The organism is Luteithermobacter gelatinilyticus (genome assembly GCF_005849285.1).
Taxonomy (GTDB): Bacteria; Pseudomonadota; Alphaproteobacteria; order Sphingomonadales; family Emcibacteraceae; genus Luteithermobacter; species Luteithermobacter gelatinilyticus.
Genome location: NZ_CP040517.1, coordinates 2,272,714 through 2,293,883 on the forward strand (window position 1 = coordinate 2,272,714; position 21,170 = coordinate 2,293,883).

A 21,170-nucleotide genomic window follows, 5' to 3' on the forward strand; every position below is an offset into this window, starting at 1 on the left:
CGCCATGACGAATGTTCTGACCCTGATCTGTAATCCGGAAACAGCCACACTGGATACCACCGTGGCAGACAAATATTACGATGCCCTGCATGACGCCGGCCTGAGGCCGGCCGCGCCGATCTGGCTGGCGGCGGGGGAAGCGATGGACCTACCCTTTTCCGGCTCCTTGGACACCGCCCGGGAAACACTGACACCGCTTCTTCAGGCTGAAGCCCTGGATTACGCCATCCAGCCTCAGGCAGAGCGTCGCAAACAGCTGCTGATCGCAGATATGGACAGCACCATCATTCAGGTGGAATGCATTGACGAACTGGCGGATTTTGCGGGTCTGAAGGAAAAAGTGGCCGCCATAACCGAGGCCGCCATGCGCGGCGAACTGGATTTCGCAGCAGCATTGAAAGAACGGGTCAGCCTGCTCAAAGGCATAGACATCGCCGTACTGGACCGGGTCTTTCATGAACGGGTCCGCCTCACTCCTGGCGCTGTGGAAATGGTGCAGACCATGAACAAGACGGGCGCCATGACCATTCTGGTGTCCGGCGGGTTTACCTTTTTCACCCACCGGGTGGCAGAAGCCACCGGCTTTCAGGTGAACCGGGGCAATGTGCTGGGCATTTCCAATGGCAAACTGTCCGGCGAGGTGGTCCCCCCCATCGTGGACAGCTCCACGAAGCTCAACTCCCTGATCGAATTTCGGCAGTCCTCCGCTCTCACGCCCCGCCAGACTCTGGCCGTCGGCGACGGCGCCAATGACATTCCGATGATCCAAGAAGCCGGGCTGGGCGTCGCCTATCATCCCAAGCCAGCTGCAGCCGCAGCCGCTGACGTGGTCATCCGTTATGGCGACCTCACTGCCCTGCTCTATCTTCAGGGTTTTCACAAAGAGGAATTTGTCACGGCGTAACAGAAAGGGTACGCACCACGGCCTGACGCCATCCGGCAAGCAACGCCTGCCGCATCTCTGGCTCCATACGGGGCTGATATTGCTTGCGAGCGGTCCAGCACCGGGAGATTTCCTGTACGCCGGACCATTCCCCTGCCGCCAGTCCCGCCAGATAGGCCGCACCCAATGCCGTGGTTTCGTGATGCCGGGGCACTTCGACCGGCAGATCCAGAATATCGGCCACAAAAGCACAGAACCAGTTGTTAACCGACATCCCGCCATCAATGCGCAGGGCCGTGGGGGCCGCCGCCCCGTCCCGACGCATGGCGGTCATCAGATCATGACTTTGATACGCCACCGATTCCAACGCAGCGCGGGCCAGATGCGCTGGTGTTGTCTCCAGAGTCAAGCCGCAGATCAGGCCCCGGGCTTCGGGATCCCACCACGGCGCCCCCAGACCAACAAATGCCGGTACCATATAAACCCCGTGATGATCGGACAGGGATCCGGCCAAGCCCTCCGTCTGGGCGGCCTCGTCAATGAGCCGCAAGCCATCCCGCAACCATTTCACGGCCGCCCCGGCGCTGAAGATTGCCCCTTCCAGAGCATAATTCATCTGCCCGCCCAGGCGATACGCCGGTGTGGTCAGAAGCCGCGCGGAAGAGGAGAGCGCCTTTTCCCCGGTATTCATCAGCATGAAACAGCCCGTGCCATAAGTTGCCTTAATCATGCCCGGCGCAAAGCAGGCCTGGCCAATCAACGCCGCCTGCTGATCCCCCGCCATGCCGGTCACGGGAACAGCGCGCCCCAGCACCGCGGAATCGGTTTCGCCAAACGCATGGGCATTGTCACAAACCTCGGGCAAAAGGGCAGCGGGAATGCGAAACAGCCGTAACAACTCCTCGTCCCAGCATTGCCGGTGAATGTCATAAAGCAATGTGCGGGATGCGTTGGTGACATCAGTGGCGTGAACCGTGCCGCCGGTCAGCCGCCAGAGCAGAAAGCTGTCGATGGTACCTACCGCCAGCGCCCCATTTTCGGCCTTTTCCCTGGCGCCGGACACATGGTCCAGCAGCCAGGCAATTTTTGTAGCGGAAAAATATGGATCCAACAAAAGTCCCGTCCGGGCCCGCACCATGTCTTCGACCCCCGCCTCTTTCAGACGCCCGCACACATCGCTGGTGCGCCGGTCCTGCCAGACAATGGCCCGATACACAGGTTTTCCAGTTTTGCGTTCCCATAGGACCACGGTCTCGCGCTGATTGGCAATGCCAATGGCGCTGATGGCCCGCACCCCGCCTGGAACCATTTCAAGGGCTTCCCGCGCTGTCTCCAGAACGTTTCTCCAGATTTCCTCCGCATCATGTTCGACCCATCCTGCTTTGGGGTAATATTGCGGAAATTCCCGTTGCGCCTGACTGACAACCTGCCCTGTCAGATCAAACACGATGGCCCGGCTGCTGGTGGTGCCCTGGTCCAGGGCGAGAATATGGCGTTTTGCCGTCATTGTTCGCTCCTCAGTAGGGTTTCATACCGGCCAAGAGCGCCGCTTTGACGGAGCGCGACCATATAACGGCTGAGCCGCTGCAGCGTCTCCGGCGGGACATGCAGGCCGAGCTTGCTGCGCCGATACAGAATATCTTCCGGTCGACGCGCCCATTCTTTGAGCACCAGATAATCCACTTCTGCCTGATAAAGTCCACCGCCAAAATTCTCCCCCAGATCCTCCAACGAGACGGCTTCACCCAGCACTTCTTCCACCCGTGTGCCATAGGCCCGGCACAAACGTTCGGCCAGCACCAGTGGCACAAAAGGACGCCGGCGACGAAAATCTGCAAAGAATGCGTCAAAATCCGCATCCGGCATGTCCCCTCCAGGCAGGGGACTGGTTGCCGTCCAGGAGGGCACGTCACAGCCCAAATGAGGCGCAAGGCGGTTCACCGCCGCTTCGGCCAGTTTGCGATACGTGGTAATCTTGCCCCCATAGACATTCAGCAGCACAGGGCGAGCTGCCCCGCCCTCATGCGCGGCCTCTCCTTCCAGATCCAAGACATAATCCCGGGTGATCACTGACGGATTTTCGACGCCATGGTCAGGATCTTCATCATAAAGCGGGCGGATTCCGGCATAGCTCCAGATGACATCCCCGGGTGTAATGGCATGGCGAAAATAACCATTGACGCTGTCACACAAATACCGGATTTCCTCGGGCGAAATCCGGGCCGGGCCAGGCGCTTCCTGCCACAGAACATCCGTAGTGCCAACCAGGCTGAAGGTCTTTTCAAAGGGGAGGACAAACACCACCCGGCGGTCCGGGGTCTGAAGGATATAGGCATAATCTCCGTCATAAAGCCGTGGTACCACAATATGACTGCCCTTGACCAAGCGGATGGTTCGGGGGCGATTGTCCCCCATACAGTCCTTTAACAGGTGGGCAACCCAAGGCCCAGTGGCATTGACCAGGGCCCGGGCCAGAACACGCCGGTCGGCGCCACTGTCCTCATCCTTCAGCTCAACCTGCCAGAATTTCCCCCGCGGCACCGCTTTCACCAGCCGGGTGAAGGTCCTAATTATGGCTCCCCGTTCCGCCGCATCCAACGCATTCAGAATGACAAGCCGGCTGTCCTGTACTTGACAGTCAGTATATAAAAATCCGCGCCGAAGATCTGGTTTCAGCCCGGCCCCGTAAGGCGACCCCCTGAATTTAATGCTGCGCGAGGGCGGAAAAGATCCGCGACCGCCCAAGTAATCATACAGGAAAAGCCCCAAACGGATGAGCCAGGCCGGGCGCATGCCCCGCTGATGTGGCAATATGAACGTCAGGGGACGGATGATATGTGGCGCCAGCCGCCAGAGCCGTTCGCGTTCCTGAAGAGCTTCTCGCACCAGTCGAAACTGCCCCTGCTCCAGATACCTGAGTCCGCCGTGAATAAGCTTGGTACTGGCCGACGAGGTATACGCGCCAAGATCGTCCTGCTCCACCAGCATCACCGAAAGACCGCGCCCCGACGCATCGCGGGCAATACCGACACCGTTAATTCCGCCCCCGGCCACCAGCAGGTCCACAGAAGACTCACGCTGCATCACGTCTCCCCTTCCTGACGGCATTGGTATGGGCGACACGGATCCTTTCTGTGTTATGGTGTTTCGGCCCCACGATCACTCCGGTGGTTCCTCTTTGCGCCTGGGGGGACGGCGGATCATGTAACGCGCTCCTAAAAAAGCCGGCACCACCATGATCAGACCCGCAACTATGCCGGCCCAAATCGTCTCCAACAGGCTCTGGGACTCTGATGATGTCCAAAAAAGCAGGGACACAAACAGCAGGGCACCCGCCTCAAGTACAATAAAAACCGTCACAAAAATCAGATAGGCTTCCACAGGTTTTAACTGAGGGTGCCGTGCATGTGTGGCGTAAGGCCAGGCCACACATAAAAAAGCAATCCAGCCAACCCAAGCCAACGCGCTGAAATCCATGCCTCCTCCTTACCAATCCATTCCGTGCATCTGCCAGACATATTATATTGTATATTTTATCATAAACCAAAATGGCATCATTTCACCACATTTGTCTTGGGACACTTGTCTCGGGCTATATGTCTCGGGCTATATGTCTCTGGGCACACCGTCTTGCCGCCCGCCGTCAATCCCTATATAGTCACTTCAAAAACGGACAGGATTTTTACCCAGAACAGGGAACGGATCGGCAAGATTGCCCGGGGATCATGCCTCAAAATCAGGGCCTCAAAATCAGGTAAGACGTAAAAATGAGTCATCACAATTCGGTCATCCCTGAATATTCCAGCAACTTATCCAGAAGATTATCCAACAGGATGTTCAGAATGGCCCTGGGGATAATGACCTGTCTCATGCTGTGGGCCTGTCTCATGCTGTGGGGAAGTGGAACACATGCCCGAACCGAAGAGATTACCGTGGCCGTTGCTTCCAATTTTGCTGCCGCCATGCGGGATATTGCAAAAACCTATGAGGAACGGTCGGGGCACAAGGTGGTTCTGGCATTCGGCTCCACCGGCAAACATTACGCCCAGATCCTGAACGGCGCACCGTTTGACGCTTTTTTCGCCGCCGACAGCACGCGGCCCCAAAAGCTTGAAGAACACGGCCTCACCGTGCCTGGATCGCGATTTACCTATGCCCGCGGCCGCTTGGCGCTCTGGAGTGCGACCCCCGGTTTTGTGGATGATCGGGGAGACATCCTTGCCAAGGGAAAGTTTGCCCATCTGGCCCTGGCTAATCCCAAACTCGCCCCCTACGGTCGGGCCGCTAAGGAGACGCTAATGCGTATGGGGCTCTGGAACAAACTCATGCCCCGTCTTATCCGCGGGGAAAATATCGGACAGGCGTTTCAGTTTGTCAAAACCGGAGCAGCTGAACTGGGATTTGTAGCCTATGCCCAGATCGTCACACTCACACTGCCCCTTTCAGGGTCATATTGGCTGGTGCCCGAACATCTTCATATGCCCATCGACCAACAGGCCGTCCTGCTCAATGACAGGCCCGCGGCTCGGGACTTCTTTGCCTTTATCAAAGGGGAAAGTGCACAAGAAATTATTCGGGCGTATGGTTACGACAGACAGGCGCGGCCCCTGAACAAGCCGGGGAAGGAGACAGACTGATGTTATCTGCCGAAGACCTCACTGCGCTGGGGCTGACCCTGAAACTGGCCGGCCTGACCACCTTGATCCTGTTATTGCTGGGAACACCGCTGGCCTGGTGGCTGGCGCACAGTCGCTGGCGCCATAAATTTCTGATCGAAGCGGTCATTGCCCTGCCTCTTGTTCTGCCCCCCACCGTGTTGGGGTTTTATCTGCTGATTGCCCTGGGTCCGCAAGGCCCCCTGGCGGCGGTGTTTGATCTCATAGGCATTCACGCCCTCAGTTTTACTTTCAGCGGTCTTGTCATTGGTTCGGTGTTTTATTCCCTGCCCTTTGTGGTCCAGCCCTTGCAGCACGCCTTTACCGCCATGGGGCAACGCCCTTTGGAGGTTGCGGCAACGTTGGGCGCAGGGCCTGTGGATCGGTTTTTCAGTGTTGCCCTGCCGTTAGCCCGCCCCGGTTATCTCACCGCCGCCGTGTTGGGCTTTGCGCACACTTTGGGCGAATTCGGCGTGGTACTGATGATCGGCGGCAATATTCCGGGCAAGACCCAGGTACTGTCCATCGCCATTTATGATCATGTAGAAGCCCTTGAATATACCCATGCGCACTGGCTGTCCGCAGGGCTTCTGGCGTTGTCTTTTACACTGCTGCTCGGTCTTTATGCGCTAAACCGCCGTTTTGGAGTGATGCCGCAATGAGCCTTGATGTGTCCCTCACCCTCACCCGCGGCACTTTTCGACTGAACGTAAATTTTTCTGCCCCCGGCCACGGCATCACCGCGCTGTATGGCGTGTCCGGAGCAGGGAAAACCACCCTTCTGCGCGCCCTGGCCGGACTTGAGACAAACGCTCAGGGCCAGATCAGCGTCAACGGCCAGCTCTGGCAATCCCCGAAGCAATGCCTGCCCCCGCATCAGAGGGCAGTGGGATATGTGTTCCAGGAAGCCAGTCTGTTTCCCCATCTCAGCGTACAGGGCAATCTGGACTATGCCTTAAAACGCGCTCACCCCGCCCGCCGCAACCTCAATCGCAATGAGGTGATCAGGCTGTTGGGCCTGGAGCCGTTTTTGGGCCGCCCCCCCCATACCCTGTCCGGCGGAGAGCGTCAGCGGGTGGCCTTGGCCCGGGCCCTGCTCAGCGGCCCTCGGCTGCTGCTGATGGATGAACCTCTGGCCGCACTCGACATGAGCAGCAAGGCGGACATTCTGCCTTATCTGGAACGGCTGCACGACATTCTGTCCATCCCGGTATTGTATGTCAGTCATGCGGCCGAGGAACTGGCGCGACTGGCCGACCATCTTCTGGTGATGGAAAGAGGACGTATTTCGGCACAGGGTCCGCTGAACGATATCCTCACGGCGCTGGAGGCGCCGCTAGCCCAACAGGAAGACGCCTTTAGCGTATTGCAGGGCCGCGTCATTACCCCTCGGAATGCCCACCATCTGACCCTGGTGGCTTTAGGTCGCCATGAAATTCGGCTGCCCCGTGTGGAGGCGAAGGAAGGGCAAGGTCTCCGCCTCAGGGTCTATGCACGGGATGTCAGTTTATGCCTGGACCCCCCGGGACGCACCAGCATCCTGAACGTATTACCGGCCAGGATCGTCGCCATCAGCCCTGCCCGCGGGGACGGGCAGAGACTCATCCGCCTGATGATCGACGACCAGCCCCTGCTGGCTCACCTGACGGAATATTCCTGTGCAGCACTGGGGCTGGAGCCGGGACTGTCTGTATATGCCCAGATCAAGGCACTTGCCTTGCTCCGGTAAGACCCGTCTCCGGGAAATTATGTTTCGTCAAGAACAGGACGATCTTCCAGATTCTTGCAATTGTCATACAATATTCATTGAAAAAAATCTGAATATATATAATATATTCTAATATAAAATCATACAAATAGCCGTAATGACTACGGCAATGACTGCGGCCGTCCGGCCCTTCCACACACAGTTTTGTATACCACCGAATCTTGCGAGTAGCGTCCCGAAGTTTCCAGAGTTCCATTTCTAGTATCAGTTAGCGCGTTGGGGTGAATTGAGGCAATTTGATCACAATTCACTCTAAAAAGAGGGCATCTCTACTTTTCTATACTTTTCTATCCGTCACCACTCACGAGGGGGCAACGGGATGATGTATCTGGAGTTTACGCACAGCAATCCAGAAACGGCAGAACATACACACACAAAAGAGAACAGCGACAGGGAAACATCGCTGCCAAACCGGCTTGTCCTTTTTTCCGCGCGGGGCGAGAAGGATTTAAAAAATCTTGCCTCCTGGTTTGACCAGCACAACTACCTTGTGGCCGTCTTTAGCAAATTCCAGGATATGTGCCGTCACCTGGACCAAAACACTTGTATTGCAGTCCTCATTGACACCCATTCCAATGGAGACGCCTTCCCCTGTTCCGAACAACAGCTTGCCCAGCTTATGGCCCGCTGGCCGCATTTGCGCCTGATCGCGCTCACCTCGCGCAATTTATCAAAACAGAGTAAATTAGGGAACCTGATCCGTCAGGGCTTGATCTATGACTTTCATACCTTGCCGGTAGACCGGACAAGACTGCTTTATTGTCTGGGCCATATCCAGGGGCTGGTCTCGCTGGAGAAAAACACCTGTCCGCCCTCACTTCACAACCGCAACGGTTTCGGTCATCTGCTTGGCGTCTCCGAGGTCATGAAACGTGTCTATCACACCATTAACCGGGTGAGTCAGGTCAATACCCCGATTCTGATCACCGGCGAGAGCGGCACTGGCAAGGAGCTCGTCGCCCGGACCATTCACGATCATTCCCCTTTTCGGGAGGGGGAATTTGTCGCCATTAATTGTGCGGCTCTTCCCGTTTCGCTGATTGAATCGGAACTTTTCGGGCATGAAATCGGCGCCTTTACGGGGGCGTTGCGCCGCAAAACGGGCAAAGTGGAACTGGCGGATAATGGCACACTTTTTCTGGACGAAATTGGGGACATGCCCGCCGACCTGCAAACCCGTTTTTTGCGTTTCCTGCAAAACTCCACTTTTGAGCGGGTCGGTGGTTTGAAGAGTCATAACATCAATACCCGCATTATTGCCGCCACCAATGTCAATCTGCAGGAAGCCATTCAAAACGGCCGGTTCCGCAAAGATCTTTATTATCGCCTGAATGTTATTTCCATCATTCTACCCGCGCTGCGCAAGCGCGAGGAGGACATCCGTCTGCTCGCCGAGACATATCTTGAAAAGTTTAAAACCCGGTATGGCAAACCCCGGCTGATGTTTTCACAGGCCAGTTACGAACTCATGAATAAATATCCCTGGCCCGGTAATGTCCGGGAATTGATCAGTGCCGTGCGTCGCGCCACCATTCTGACCCGGGGACGGCTCATTCACCCGGAAGACCTGGCCTTGCATTTTTCCTTGAGAGAAGCCCGTGAAACCAGCATTCCCCTAACCCAGGCCCGGGCGGATTTTGATCGCCGCTTTATCCGCACCACCCTTATCCGCAACTGCTTTAATGTCTCCAAAGCCGCAGAGGACCTGAGCATTTCGCGAGCCGCCCTTTATCGTCTTATCAAACGCCTTGGACTTGACTTTACAAAAATGAAAGGGGAGCACACCAATGTCTGATTATAAGTCCCTGTTATTTCTGTCCGGCCTGATGGCGGGCAGCTTAACCCAGAATGTGACGGCTCAGGAAACCTCCACGCCGGATCTCGAAACCCTGCTCAAAATCCTCGAAACACAGGCCCAGCAAATCGACCGGCAGGCGCGTGAACTGGAACGCCAGCGCCTAGAGATTGCCATCCAGAAACAACGGCTCGACCGCCTCACCGGCCAGGAAACAAACGCGGCCCCTTACCCGTCGGGGACGATCGCCTCTCCCCCGCCGGCACGGCTGATACGGACCAAAGCTGTGCAGACAGCCTCTGCGCCGGAAACCTCTGTCCCGGAAGATGCCGCCACCCGCCCCAGCGAGGAACAGCGCCCCCAACAGGAGATCACCGTAATTGCCGATGTGGGCGGGGTACTCACCCCCAAAGGACAGCTGACCATTGAACCCACCCTGACGGCCTCTCATACCTCAAGCAACAGATTTTTCTTTCAAGGCGTTGAATTTGTGGATTCCGTCCTGATCGGCGTGATTGAAGCCACGGAAACCCGCCGCAATTATATTTCCGGACAATTGGGGTTCCGTTACGGCCTGACCAACCGGATGGAGGTTTCGACAAAGGTTCCTTTCATCTACCGGGATGACCGAGTGGAATCCACCATAGTCAGCGAACAAAACGATAATGACGGCAGCTCCACCACCTTGCAGGATCTGAGCGGAGAGGGATTGGGCGATATCGAATTCGGAATCCAGTATCAGCTGAATGACGGCCAGGAAAACTGGCCCTATTTTGTTGCCAATATCCGCGCCAAATCCAGGACCGGTGAAGGGCCGTTCGAGGTGGACCGGGACGAAGACGGGCTGGAAACCGAATTGGCCACCGGGTCCGGTTTCTGGAGCGTGGAGCCCAGCCTGACCATGATTTATCAGACGGATCCGGCGGTGTTCTTCACCAATTTCGGATATATCTGGAATATTGGGCGGGACGTCAATTTTCAGAACGAAGATATCTTTATCAGCCATGTCGACCCCGGGGATGCCGTGACCGGGAATTTCGGCATTGGTTTTGCCTTGAATGAAACCCTGTCCATGAGCTTCGGTTATCAGCATAACTATATTTTTGGTACCGAGACGGAAATCAATGGCCGTTTTACCCAATCCCGTGATTTTCAGGTGGGGTCACTGCTGTTCGGGCTGGCGCTGGGCCTCGGGGAACGCACAGGGCTCAGCATGAATGTGGCCGTGGGCGTGACAGATGATTCCCCGGATGTGGAATTCACACTCAGAATGCCCTTCTCCGTCATGCTGTTTGAATGAAAAATATTAACCACCCTTCTAAAGTGAATTGAGCCAACCTATGCACAATTCACCCTAAGTCCCGGCCTTCTGGCCGGGAACTTTTTGTCTGTACCCGCAAAATTTTTCTTTCCATATTTCCTGAGGAGGCCAAGAATAAGAATTGTAACCGAAAGGTTACAGTTTTAGCCAGCAAAACCGCAGAAACTATATTTATATAATATTACCCTAAAGTACAGATATTATAAAAATTTCATAGATATCATGGGGCTACAAAGTTGTTCTCAGACAATAGTTCTCATTCTTCCTTTTCCCGCTCGCCTGACATCATTCTCCGTGTCAGGATTCTGCGTCTATTCCCTGAAAAGTCGCCGTACGTATACAGTTTGCTAACCATAATCTTCCTCTGACTTCCTCCCCCATCTTCAACCTTCAGAAAAAATCTTTTTCTTCTTTTATATTCAATAAGATAAACAAAATAATCCGCTATGGCACGCTCATTGCAACAGAGAAGGCGATGGGCACGACAGTCCTGTCACGAGCAAGAGGGCTCCGTATTTACTGCCGAGCCAGATTTCATTCACCATTGAAGTGGAGGACGATATGAACAGACTAAAACTATTGGGCAGCGTCTCTGCCATTGCCTGTATCATAGGCTTGGCCAATATTACATATGCCCAGCCGGAACAGAACGCCGACGCCGATGAATCTTCCCAGGCCTCAACAACAGGCGGGGAAAATGTGGCCGCGGGCGGTAACGCATCCAACGCGGGTGGTCAGACCGCCGGCAGCAATGCATCCGATGACGGATCGCAGGCCGGGGATGGGGGGAACACCTCAGACTCTGACGGGCTGGATCTGGATCTTGCGCTGGATAATGTTGCCAATGACTATTCCACCACCGACGACAATAGCGATGACGACGGTTACGATAATGACGGTACCATCGACAACAGCTATACCGAAGTCACCGACGACAATAGCGATGACGACGGCATAGACGTGGATGCCCCGGTCAATATCGGCAATAGCGACGACAATAGTGATGACGACGGTTACGATAATGACGGCACCATCGACAACAGCTATTCCAGTGACGACAACAGCGATGACGATGGCGTCGATGTGGATGCGCCGGTTAATATCGGCAATACCGACGACAACAGCGATGACGACGGCATAGATGTGGATGCCCCGGTCAATATCGGCAACAGCGACGACAATAGCGATGATGACTGGCTCGACAATGACGGCACCATCGACAAAAGCTACACCGAAGTCACCGATGATAATAGCGACGATGACTGGATCGACAATGACGGTATGATTGATAAAAGCTATACCGACAACAGCGATGATGATGGTTTCGATCTTGACCTGACCATGGGCGACGTGGCCGTAAACCTGTCATCCCTGTCAAGCTCAGTCTCCGGTAACTATTTTGTCTATGACACCGCACGGCGGGGCCGGGTGACGGTTACCACCGGGGATATCCGGGATACCAGCATCTCCAATGCCCGCGGCATCACGCAAATCAACCAGAACACTGGTATTGCGTCCCAGACCAACAACATTTCCATCAGCGCCAAGGTGGACATGGCTGGTGGTGGCGGAACAACCAACTAAGCGTTGTCTGGCACTTAAAAGACTGCCGCACTCATCCAATACTAACATGTCAGCGGTTTTATTCCGCTGGCATGTCCCACTTCCCGGTAACAACCTGATAAGGGACAAGGAAAATGTTGTACATGCCTGACTTGCTTACGGTTGACTTACGCAGGGTCACGGCCTTGTGCGTCATATTCGGCTTTATGACCGGCGGTCTTGCCCAGACGGGATATGCTCAGGATAGCTCGAAACATTCACTCTCTTTGCCCCCATCACAGATGGCATCTTCTGTCCTTTCTTCAGAAACTGAAGTTCTCCCTGACGGTAGTTTTGACGAGAATTTTGCGGGCTGGACAACCCTGTCTGCCGCCGAGATGTCACAACATAATGGCGGGACTGAAATCAATCTGGGGGATGTCGGGGTTAATCTCGCCACCAACAATGCCGCGTTACTCGGTAATAGCGTCGACGGCACGGTAACCACCGGACAGATCAAGGATCTGAACCTGAATGATGTGGGCGGTATTAACTCCCTGATGTTCAACACCGGAAACAATGTGAATTTTCAGAGTAACATGCTGATCAATATCTTCGTGAAATAAAATAACAGGTGGAAATGGCGGAATTGACTGAAGCCGTACCTCCTGACGCCCGACATGATTCCGCCAGAACGGGTAAGATATCAATGGGTAAGATATCAATGGGGCGCCGGATAATGCTTTCCCCGAGAAAGCTTCAACAAGAAAGCTTCCAAACATGACGCCCGGCAAACTCAAGAGCTTATTCCTGCGAAGGAAGACAACGAAGACAACAAAACTTAAACGGAATACGAGACACCCCATGCCCGCGTTGTACAAGAAAACCATGTCTGATAAAATCATAGCTGGCAAAACTCTGCTCGCATTTTGCACCGGCTTTATCTTTGCTCTAGTTTCCGCAAGCGCCCAGGCGGGAACGGTTTATCTACCTACACATCTTGGCGGACCGGCCAAAATAAAAGTTGTCAGCCTCAAGGAAGCCCGTTTCAAGACCGTTATCAAACAGCAGTTTGACTTTAGCTGCGGATCAGCCGCTCTAGCGTCTCTGCTCACATTTCACTATAACCATCCGGTTTCCGAGATTGACGTTTTCAAGACCATGTTTGAAAAAGGCGATCAGGAACGCATCCAGAAATTCGGGTTTTCTCTTCTGGATATGAAAAAATATCTGGCCAGCATTGGCTTTAATTCCGACGGCTTTCGGGTGGACATTAACCGGCTGGAAAAAGCCGGCATTCCCGCCATTGTGTTGATTAACACCGATGGCTACAAACATTTTGTCATCATTAAGGGGATTTCCAAGAATGAAATTCTGGTCGGTGATCCGGCGCTAGGGGTGCGCATCATGGACCGGGAAGAATTTATCCAGAACTGGAACGGTATCATTTTTGTCTTACGCAGCAACATCCGGCAAGGCCAGACCCATTTCAACATGGAAAAGGATTGGAAAGTCCGCGCCCAAGCCCCCTTTGGCAGCGCACTGAGCCGTCATAGCCTGGCCGGCTTTTCCGTGCATTTAACAGGAACACTTAACAGCTTCTAGGTGTAACCATGCCTCAGAAAACCGCATCATGCGTTACCTGTCCCGTCATACCCGGCGACGCTATCCATGCTCCCACCTCAAGCTTGCCGAAAAAAATAGCGCGCAGGCTTCTGCTGTCCATCTCTCTTCTGGCTTTCTCAACCGGTTCCCTACCCCGTGTTCAGGAAGATGGGTTGATCTGGCTTGAAGCCGCCCAAGCTGCCGGAGGGAGCCCCCAAGAGCTTTTTGCAGACCTTGCTCCCCTAGAAGATGATGATTTGGCCAGACAACGCGGCGGGTTTTCCGCCGGTGGTTTTGACATTGATGTGGGGGTCACGGTCACAACAACCATAGACGGCTTTGTGGAAGTCTCCACCTCTTATTCCTATACGTCCCCGGATGGCCTGGTTCATCTGGGCAGCGATGTCAAAACGCTGGCTCAGGACCTTTCCCAAAACATCAAAGCAGCCGTTAGTGAAACCGTTGCGGACGCCCAGCAGGAAAAGGTTAAAGTTGTTTCCGCGGCCGCCGCAACAGTTGCAGCCCTCAATCTGGCCGTGGAGGAAAGCAACAGTTATGATAACAATATGTCCGCCTCCGAACAGGCCACCGCCCCATCCGTTGCGGCCAATACATCCTCACCAGATCAGGGAGGCTCTCCGGTTCTGACATTATCGTCGGCACCATCATCTGGAGTAGCGCCATCATCTGGGGCGGCTCAGGCACCTGTCGCAGCTTCGTCCCCGACTTCTTCTGCACCGCCTGCGGCAGAGGAAACAGGGATAAAAGTGACGGTACAGAATACATCTTCCGGTCCGACCACGACGCCCGTACACGCGTCGGCAGCCGCTCAGTCCGAACAATCCCCAACATCCCCTGTCCCGATGTCATCGGAAGTTACCCCGCCGCAACCTGCAACTACGCCTTCTCCGGCCGTAACAGCAGCCGCCGCCGTACCAGCCCCCACGGCATCCCAGGAACAGGAGTCCCCGGTCCCGCACGCCCCCGTGCCCACCACGGAAATTATTCACCAGAATGGTCAGGGACATACTACCGTTTTGACAAATACGCAAAACGGCATGTCAATCCGTCAGACCATCACCTACAACATTACTTTGCAGAATTTCTCCCAGATTCAGAAATTCTCCAAACTGCAAAACAGCCTGACCCACCTCGCCCGTCATATCAGCCTGTTCAGCCTGCGCCATTAACTCTTCTCTCATTGCGCTGGACAGATTTAAAGGAAGGAGGTCGTCTACCGGCCCCCCTTCCTGTTTTATGCCCCATTTGTGGCCCTGTTTTATGCCCCGAACGCATTCAGGTGATATTCTTGTGTTACTGGGCAACTCACATTGTTATACTTCCCGGGTTATACTTCCCGGGTTATACTTCCCGGGTTATACTTCCCGGGAAATCCATGATCCGTAACGTATCTTCGGAATAAGTGAGCAGCGAAAAACAGGCATCGTGTTTCATGAGTTCTTCAAACGCCCAACACTCCCGTTTTCCCAGATGGTTATTACGTTCCAAACTGTTGCCGCAAAAACAACTGATCTCCCTTTTGCCGCGCAAGGAGCTGCTGCGGCGTCTAAGCGAAGGACTGGAGCGGAAAATAACTGTCATTTCAGCTCCTGCCGGATACGGCAAAAGCACCCTAGCGGCCTCCTGGCGCAAGGAACTGCAGGAGCGGGAGATTCTGGTGCCCTGGCTCACACTGGATAACGATGACAATGAGTTCGGAATTTTTGTAACCTATCTTGCCTACGCCTTCCATACAGGGGGATTTTCAGAGGAATTGGATGCCTTAGCCCCCGATGGTTTCAATATATCTCAATCCCCCCGGCAAGTAATCGGCCTGATCTGTTCCATGCTCACTGCCTCATCCCGCCGGGCCGTGCTTATACTCGACGATTTTGAAAAACTGTCGTCGCGCATCTGCCGGGAACTGATTGATCCCTTTATCGCCTATATGCCGGAAAATTTGCATCTGGTGGTGCTGTGCCGGGGACACCCTGCATTGTCGCTGAATCATCTCCGGCTTCAGGGGCAGCTCAATGAAATTGACGCCAGGGATCTGAAATTTACCCTTTTCGAAATTCAGGAATTTCTGCCGAAAGGATTTTCACGCCAGCATTTGCAGCGTATCACCGAACGCAGCGAGGGCTGGCCCGTGGCACTTCAGGTTCTGCGCCATACCCTGCATCAGAACCGCGACTATGAGGCCGTAATGGAAAAATTCTGTCACAGCAGTGAAATGACAGACGACTATTTTTCCGAACAATTTTTCAGCGGGCTGGAGGAAGAAACCCGGGACTTCCTGCTGGACGTTTCCATTCTGGACAGAATCGACGCCAAAACGGCCGATTATATCCGCAACCGCCAGGACAGCGCCCGTTTTCTTGACGAACTCGGCGAACAGGAAACCTTTATTGTGCCACTGGAGACGGAAGACCCCAGTTTTCGCCTGCATCCTCTGCTGCGGGATTTCCTGATGGCGAAATTGTCGGTTTATCACGCAGAACGCAAACATGAGCTTCACACCCGCATGGCCGATTTTGAGGTGGCGCAAGGCCATCTGATCCGTGCCATGCGCCACGCTCTTGCCGCACATGATGCGCAAAGGGCAGGACGCATTCTGGAACGTGCCGGGGGAATTCTGCTCTGGAATCGGGAAGGAATGACCCGCCTGCGCCGGGCCCATGAACTCCTGCCCGATCATGTGGTCAACAGCCGCCCCCGCCTGCAACTGGTCCGGGCGCTGATTTACCTGAAGAGCGGGCAGATCAATGTCGGTCGCGATATCTATCATCATGTTCGGGCTGCGGCGGAATTCGAACGGTTGCATGACCCGCAGCTGGATTATGATCTGGCGCTGATTGCGGCCACACTGGCGGTTTATGAAGGCATGCCGCTGGACGATCAGATCTGCCGGATCCTCATGGAACCCACGGGCCACATCCAACAGGATGATCAGGCCCAGCTTGGATTCGCGCATACCTTTCTGTGCGTTCAGCATCTGCAAAAAGGACATTTCGCCGAAGTGGAAAAAACCGGACGCAAAGCCATTGCCCTGTTCCGTCAGGTTAAATCCATTTTTGGGGAAGCTTATATTTATTTTCATCTCGGCGTCGCCGCCATGGCCGCCGGCCAACCGGACCAGGCCATGACTCATTATCACAGAGCCCAGGATATGGCCCGGCGTCACTTTATTGACGATCCGGAAATGAAACTGATCGCCAATATCCTGATGGCTGAATGCCTGTATGAACAGAATGACATCCCCGCCAGCCACCGCCTGCTAACTGATGTGGTGCGCCGGCTGGAGAAACACGAAGCCTGGTACGAAATATATGCCGCCGGGTATATTACTGCCGCTAATATCACCTTCCTGAAAGAAGGCCTGGAACCGGCTCTCACCCTTCTGGACCAGGCTCAGGATTATATCCAAAGGGAGCGTCTCACTCTGTTAAACAGGCTGGTAATCAGCCAGAAAGTTCATCTTCTGACCCTGGCCGGGAACCCCGCCAAAGCCCGCAGGACGCTACAAAAGGCAGGATTGTCGCTCGAAGATTATACACAAAGCAATACCTCCATTCGGGAAACCTGCCACGTGGTTCAGGCCATCGGCCGGTTGTTGCTGAGCGAAGAACGCTATGATGACGTATTGCGTGAACTCCCGGCTTTCCGGGACAGGTTTCATCGCTGCGGTTATCCTTATGCCGCCCTGAAATTTGACATTTTTCTGGCTGTGGCATTGTACAAAACCGGGGCGATGGCAAAAGCTTTTGAACAATGCCGGGCGCTGTTTGCCACATTGCGCACTCACCGGCTTGTCCGGGTATTTCTGGACGAAGCGGTTTTGGTTCGGGATCTTCTTACGGCCTATATTGCACACTCCGACGCACAGGAAAAAGATCATGCTGCCTATCTTTTGGATCTTCTGGAACCTCAGGAGATCTCCGATATCTCAATATCCCTGAGCAAACGGGAAAAACAGGTGCTCGTACTTCTGGCGGAAGGGCATCCCGACAAGGTGATTGCCCGCCAGTTGGGCGTTTCGGAGAATACGGTCCGGTTCCACCTGAAAAACCTCTATGGCAAGCTCCGGGCTCAAAACCGCCTTCAGGCGGTCAATGAAGCGCGCCGGCAATCTTTGCTTTAAACCATTTATGTCCGACCACATAGGCGAGAACGGCCACTATCACGGAATCGCAGGCAGCAATGCCGGTGGGTGACAGGCCAGTGAGAGAGCCAGCATAAGCCAGTCCCACCGCCAGTACCCAGACCAGCATGGCCCGAAGGGAAATGCCAGGGAGCGGTGTTTTCTTGTGGGGGGCAGCGTTCATCATAAAGTCCGTCACATAGATCCCGGCAATGGGGGGAACCGCCACACTGAGAAACACCAGAAAAGACACCAGATGCTCCATGATACCCGCTACCGCCATAAGGCCGCCGATAGCCCCGGCACCAACCGTAATTTTCCAGGATGCGGCCCGCGGAAACAACTGGGCCATCCCTAGCGATGAGGAATACAGATTGCTGATATTGGTGGTGAGGGTGGCAAACACCATCACAAACAGTGCCGGCAGGCCAAGACCGCTCTTATACATCAGGGTGATCAGGTCACTGTCCCCGGAGATCAGGGCCGGCAATCCCGCCCCGATCAGAATAAGCGGCGCCGCCAGCACATAACTGAGCAGCGAAGCCGGCACGGCGTCCCGCCGGCGGCGCAGAAAACGCGCCACATCCGGTACCACCGTGAGTCCCACCATGAAGGAGCCGACCATCAAAGAAATCCCGGCCCCGAGACCGGAAATCTGCGCCGAAGGCCGCCCATCCAGCGCCATCATCGGCATTTCACCAGCCGCTGACAACACATTGTACAGACCAAGTCCCAGGATAAATAACATAAAAGGCACCGTCAGGCGGCTCAGCAGATCCATGGCCCGAAAGCCAAAGATGGTGATTACCGTCATCAAGGCACTGCCTGCCAGACTGAGGACAGCAGGAGACAGTGACAGATCAAAAATCTCCTTAATCGCGGGGGCCAGAGCCCTGCCAAACAGGGAGGCTGTCACCCCAAACCACCCCAGCAATGTAAACGCAATAAAACCACTGACCATCCGGCTGCCCAGGTCGCCAAAAGCAAAAGCGAGAATCTGGTAAGTGCTCATCCTCAGGCGCGCCGCCAGTGACATATTGATCACGCCCAGAGCGCCCAGAATACTGCCCCCAATGAAAATCGCGATCATGCCGTTGACAGTGCCCAGCGCCGTCATGATTTCCGCCCCCACCAGAAAAGCGGGCAAGGTGATGGTGATCCCCGTCAAAACCAGGGCAATGTGCCAGCCCTGCACCGTCTGATTTTCGGGAACCCGGCTGTGGGTATAGTTGCTGTCGGCGGAAAAACTGTCTGTCATGGACTTTCATGCCCGGCGCCGCACAAGACGCCGGGCCTTCCTGGTATGGTCAGAAACGCACTGAGGCTTCAATGCCGTAAGAACGCGGCAGATTGTTGGACCGGACAAATCCGATGCCGATAAACCCGAAGTCATTAGCCTGGCGTTCGTCAAACAGATTATTCACAAAGCCGCCAATGGACCAGGTGTCGTTGCGGAACATCAGCCGGGCATTGACATAATCCTTTTCGCCCACTTCAAAGGCCGTACCGGTGCCGTCCACAATCAGGAAGGTGCCCTGATGACGGTAGTCCACACGGGCATAAGCTTCCCAAACATCGGTGATCGGCTGGGTGTAACTTACCGACAGATTCAGGGTATATTCCGGGGTGGCCGGACTTTTATCCCCTTCTACGGTTTTCGCATCCGTGACGCCAAGTCCGCCGGAGACCTCCAACGCCTCGGTCACCAGCGCGGTCATTTCCAGTTCCAGCCCGTCAATATTGGATTCCGGAATATTGGTGGTCAGCCGGAACGGCGCCTCACCAATGACAGAAGTCAGTTGCTGGTCGGAATAATCAATATGGAACGCCGCCCCGTTGAGGCGCATCCGCCCCCCCGCCAAGGTTGACTTGAACCCAATCTCATAATTCTGGGTGCTTTCGGGCGCCGTCAGGTTGCCGGTGTTGAAGAATCCCGACCGGAACCCTTCGGCATAGGTCACATAGGTCATGAAATTGTCTGACCAGTCATAGGAGAGCTGCACCTTGGGCTGCCATTTGCTGTCATTGGCTGTCTGGGTCTCAACGCCGTCCGGTGTCGGCACCACGGTTTCCAGATCCAGCCCCGTGAACTGGGTGGTTTCATAGTCGTTTTCGTCATAACGCAACGCCAGGGTCAGCTCCAGACGGTCGGTAATGTCATAGTTGGCCTGGCCGTAAATGCCCCACATGCTGTCCTTGCGCAGATCCGCCTGTTCCACCAGACGCAGCATATTTTCCTCAACCTTTTCCAGACCGCTCAACAAACCGCCGATGCTCAAAAAGTTGACCACTTCCCGATCCAGATAAGATGCCCCCACCAGCCACCGGAACCGCCCGTCCGAACGTGAGGTAAAACGCACATCCTGGGTGAAGGTTTCGATATTGTCAGCCAGATCCTGAAACGCGTCTGTGAACGGATCAGCCGGTCCGCCCACCGGACCCAGCAGGCTGATGGCCGGTGGTTTCTGCCAGGACACACTGCCGAACAGGTCCTGGTCGATATCGCTATACCCGGTAACGGAAGTAAAAGTACCATAGTCCGTGTCCCAGTCGATCTTGGCAGACAGTTCCACAAACTGACGGTTTTCTTTGCCGATGATGCCCCGGGCCGGCCCCGGCGCAGCAGGCGTGTCAAACGCGTCAATCAGGTCAGCGCTGGTCACCAGTTCCTGGGTCGCGGCCCCGGCTTCGATATCGGAATAAGACGCCCGCAGATCAAACACAAGATTTTCGAAATCCGCGATCAGACGGCCACGGATGGTCGCCTGTTCCTCAAAATCCAGTCCCTCTCCATCGGTGGACTCCAGGATGCCATCCGTATTACGGTAATAGCCATTCAGCCGGAACAACAGCTTATCCTGCACCATCGGCCCGGACACCGCCGCCGACAGTTTCAGGTCGTTGCCATTGCCAAAGGACGCCTTGCCGGCATATTCCATGTCGTTGGTGGGTTTTTTGGTCACCACATTGATGGCCCCGGCAATGGCGCCTGCACCATAAAGTGCACCTTGGGGGCCTTTCAGCACCTCGATACGCTCAATATCGGTAAGCGCCCCCTGGTTAATGGCATCCAGCGAGCCGGCCTGCACCCCGTCTACCACATAGGTCACCGGCGCCCACCCCTGCTGTCCGGTGGTAATGCCGCGAATGGTGATAAAAGTCACCCCGGCCCGGAAGGTTTCCCGCATGATGATATTGGGGGTGAGATCCACAAAATCCTGCACGTCGTCAATGCCGGCATTTTCAATGGCCACGGCGTTGAAGGCGGTCACGGAATCCGGCACGTCCTGAAGGCTTTCTTCCCGTTTCCGAGAGGTCACGACGATTTCGTCCAGCACGATGCTTTCTTCATTTTCCCCGGCTAGTCCTTCTTCGGCCATTACCGGACTCGAGGGCAGCCATAAAGCCAGTGCCGCAGTGGTCAGCACACCCTGTCTGAAAGGTTTTTTCATTTTGTTTC

16 protein-coding genes are annotated in these 21,170 nt (G+C 55.0%); 11 read left to right on the forward strand and 5 right to left on the reverse strand.

Features of this window, described 5'->3' with window-relative positions:
- Positions 1-4 precede the first annotated feature (4 nt).
- Positions 5-904 (forward strand): phosphoserine phosphatase SerB, encoded by a 900-nt coding sequence (gene serB / locus FE788_RS10200; protein ID WP_138380543.1) that lies wholly within the window; start codon positions 5-7, stop codon positions 902-904.
- Here serB and glpK read toward each other — a convergent pair.
- The 3 genes from glpK to FE788_RS10215 form a co-directional block, all read right to left on the reverse strand.
- The gene (gene glpK / locus FE788_RS10205; RefSeq protein ID WP_138380544.1) at positions 894-2,390 is read right to left on the reverse strand and encodes a glycerol kinase GlpK; all 1,497 of its coding nucleotides are present in this window, start codon (positions 2,388-2,390) and stop codon (positions 894-896) included. The genes serB and glpK overlap by 11 nt on opposite strands.
- Positions 2,387-3,967: a glycerol-3-phosphate dehydrogenase gene (gene glpD, locus FE788_RS10210; protein ID WP_138381360.1), complete on the reverse strand. Its 1,581-nt coding sequence runs from the start codon at positions 3,965-3,967 to the stop codon at positions 2,387-2,389. Before glpD ends, glpK begins: the two co-directional genes overlap by 4 nt.
- A 75-nt stretch (positions 3,968-4,042) precedes the next feature.
- Complete coding sequence (locus tag FE788_RS10215; protein ID WP_138380545.1) at positions 4,043-4,360, reverse strand: hypothetical protein; 318 nt, start codon at positions 4,358-4,360, stop codon at positions 4,043-4,045.
- Positions 4,361-4,740: 380 nt separating this feature from the next.
- On the opposite strand from FE788_RS10215, the gene modA reads away from it, so the two are divergent.
- From modA to FE788_RS10265, 10 genes are all read left to right on the forward strand, one after another.
- A complete protein-coding gene (gene modA, locus FE788_RS10220; RefSeq protein WP_138381361.1) occupies positions 4,741-5,520 on the forward strand; it encodes a molybdate ABC transporter substrate-binding protein in 780 nt (259 codons plus the stop codon).
- Positions 5,520-6,200: a molybdate ABC transporter permease subunit gene (modB, locus tag FE788_RS10225; RefSeq protein WP_138380546.1), complete on the forward strand. Its 681-nt coding sequence runs from the start codon at positions 5,520-5,522 to the stop codon at positions 6,198-6,200. The genes modA and modB overlap by 1 nt, the downstream gene beginning before the upstream one ends.
- The gene (modC, locus tag FE788_RS10230) at positions 6,197-7,267 is read left to right on the forward strand and encodes a molybdenum ABC transporter ATP-binding protein (RefSeq protein ID WP_138380547.1); all 1,071 of its coding nucleotides are present in this window, start codon (positions 6,197-6,199) and stop codon (positions 7,265-7,267) included. Before modB ends, modC begins: the two co-directional genes overlap by 4 nt.
- A gap of 358 nt (positions 7,268-7,625) precedes the next feature.
- Positions 7,626-9,101 (forward strand): sigma-54 dependent transcriptional regulator, encoded by a 1,476-nt coding sequence (locus FE788_RS10235; RefSeq protein WP_138380548.1) that lies wholly within the window; start codon positions 7,626-7,628, stop codon positions 9,099-9,101.
- A complete protein-coding gene (locus FE788_RS10240) occupies positions 9,094-10,401 on the forward strand; it encodes a transporter (RefSeq protein WP_138380549.1) in 1,308 nt (435 codons plus the stop codon). Before FE788_RS10235 ends, FE788_RS10240 begins: the two co-directional genes overlap by 8 nt.
- Positions 10,402-10,983: 582 nt before the next feature.
- A complete protein-coding gene (locus FE788_RS10245) occupies positions 10,984-12,006 on the forward strand; it encodes a hypothetical protein (RefSeq protein WP_138380550.1) in 1,023 nt (340 codons plus the stop codon).
- Positions 12,007-12,128: 122 nt separating this feature from the next.
- Positions 12,129-12,590 (forward strand): hypothetical protein, encoded by a 462-nt coding sequence (locus FE788_RS10250; RefSeq protein WP_138380551.1) that lies wholly within the window; start codon positions 12,129-12,131, stop codon positions 12,588-12,590.
- 262 nt (positions 12,591-12,852) lie between these two features.
- A complete protein-coding gene (locus FE788_RS10255) occupies positions 12,853-13,569 on the forward strand; it encodes a C39 family peptidase (RefSeq protein WP_138380552.1) in 717 nt (238 codons plus the stop codon).
- Between the two features lie 8 nt (positions 13,570-13,577).
- Positions 13,578-14,759: a hypothetical protein gene (locus FE788_RS10260; protein WP_138380553.1), complete on the forward strand. Its 1,182-nt coding sequence runs from the start codon at positions 13,578-13,580 to the stop codon at positions 14,757-14,759.
- A 263-nt stretch (positions 14,760-15,022) separates the two neighbouring features.
- The gene (locus tag FE788_RS10265; RefSeq protein WP_138380554.1) at positions 15,023-17,710 is read left to right on the forward strand and encodes a winged helix-turn-helix domain-containing protein; all 2,688 of its coding nucleotides are present in this window, start codon (positions 15,023-15,025) and stop codon (positions 17,708-17,710) included.
- Here the strand turns inward: FE788_RS10265 and FE788_RS10270 are convergent.
- Positions 17,679-18,968: a purine-cytosine permease family protein gene (locus FE788_RS10270; RefSeq protein ID WP_138380555.1), complete on the reverse strand. Its 1,290-nt coding sequence runs from the start codon at positions 18,966-18,968 to the stop codon at positions 17,679-17,681. The two genes, FE788_RS10265 and FE788_RS10270, sit on opposite strands and share 32 nt — an antisense overlap.
- A 49-nt stretch (positions 18,969-19,017) precedes the next feature.
- Complete coding sequence (locus FE788_RS10275; protein ID WP_138380556.1) at positions 19,018-21,162, reverse strand: TonB-dependent receptor; 2,145 nt, start codon at positions 21,160-21,162, stop codon at positions 19,018-19,020.
- Positions 21,163-21,170 lie beyond the last annotated feature (8 nt).

Coding starts and splice junctions, on each gene's coding strand:
- FE788_RS10250 (WP_138380551.1), top strand. CDS start 12,129: ATGCCTGACTTGCTTACGGTTGACTTACGCAGGGTCACGGCCTTGTGC.
- FE788_RS10275 (WP_138380556.1), bottom strand. CDS start 21,162: ATGAAAAAACCTTTCAGACAGGGTGTGCTGACCACTGCGGCACTGGCT.
- glpD (WP_138381360.1), bottom strand. CDS start 3,967: ATGCAGCGTGAGTCTTCTGTGGACCTGCTGGTGGCCGGGGGCGGAATT.
- FE788_RS10235 (WP_138380548.1), top strand. CDS start 7,626: ATGATGTATCTGGAGTTTACGCACAGCAATCCAGAAACGGCAGAACAT.
- FE788_RS10215 (WP_138380545.1), bottom strand. CDS start 4,360: ATGGATTTCAGCGCGTTGGCTTGGGTTGGCTGGATTGCTTTTTTATGT.
- serB (WP_138380543.1), top strand. CDS start 5: ATGACGAATGTTCTGACCCTGATCTGTAATCCGGAAACAGCCACACTG.
- glpK (WP_138380544.1), bottom strand. CDS start 2,390: ATGACGGCAAAACGCCATATTCTCGCCCTGGACCAGGGCACCACCAGC.
- FE788_RS10245 (WP_138380550.1), top strand. CDS start 10,984: ATGAACAGACTAAAACTATTGGGCAGCGTCTCTGCCATTGCCTGTATC.
- modB (WP_138380546.1), top strand. CDS start 5,520: ATGTTATCTGCCGAAGACCTCACTGCGCTGGGGCTGACCCTGAAACTG.
- FE788_RS10255 (WP_138380552.1), top strand. CDS start 12,853: ATGTCTGATAAAATCATAGCTGGCAAAACTCTGCTCGCATTTTGCACC.
- FE788_RS10260 (WP_138380553.1), top strand. CDS start 13,578: ATGCCTCAGAAAACCGCATCATGCGTTACCTGTCCCGTCATACCCGGC.
- FE788_RS10265 (WP_138380554.1), top strand. CDS start 15,023: ATGAGTTCTTCAAACGCCCAACACTCCCGTTTTCCCAGATGGTTATTA.
- FE788_RS10270 (WP_138380555.1), bottom strand. CDS start 18,968: ATGACAGACAGTTTTTCCGCCGACAGCAACTATACCCACAGCCGGGTT.
- modC (WP_138380547.1), top strand. CDS start 6,197: ATGAGCCTTGATGTGTCCCTCACCCTCACCCGCGGCACTTTTCGACTG.
- FE788_RS10240 (WP_138380549.1), top strand. CDS start 9,094: ATGTCTGATTATAAGTCCCTGTTATTTCTGTCCGGCCTGATGGCGGGC.
- modA (WP_138381361.1), top strand. CDS start 4,741: ATGACCTGTCTCATGCTGTGGGCCTGTCTCATGCTGTGGGGAAGTGGA.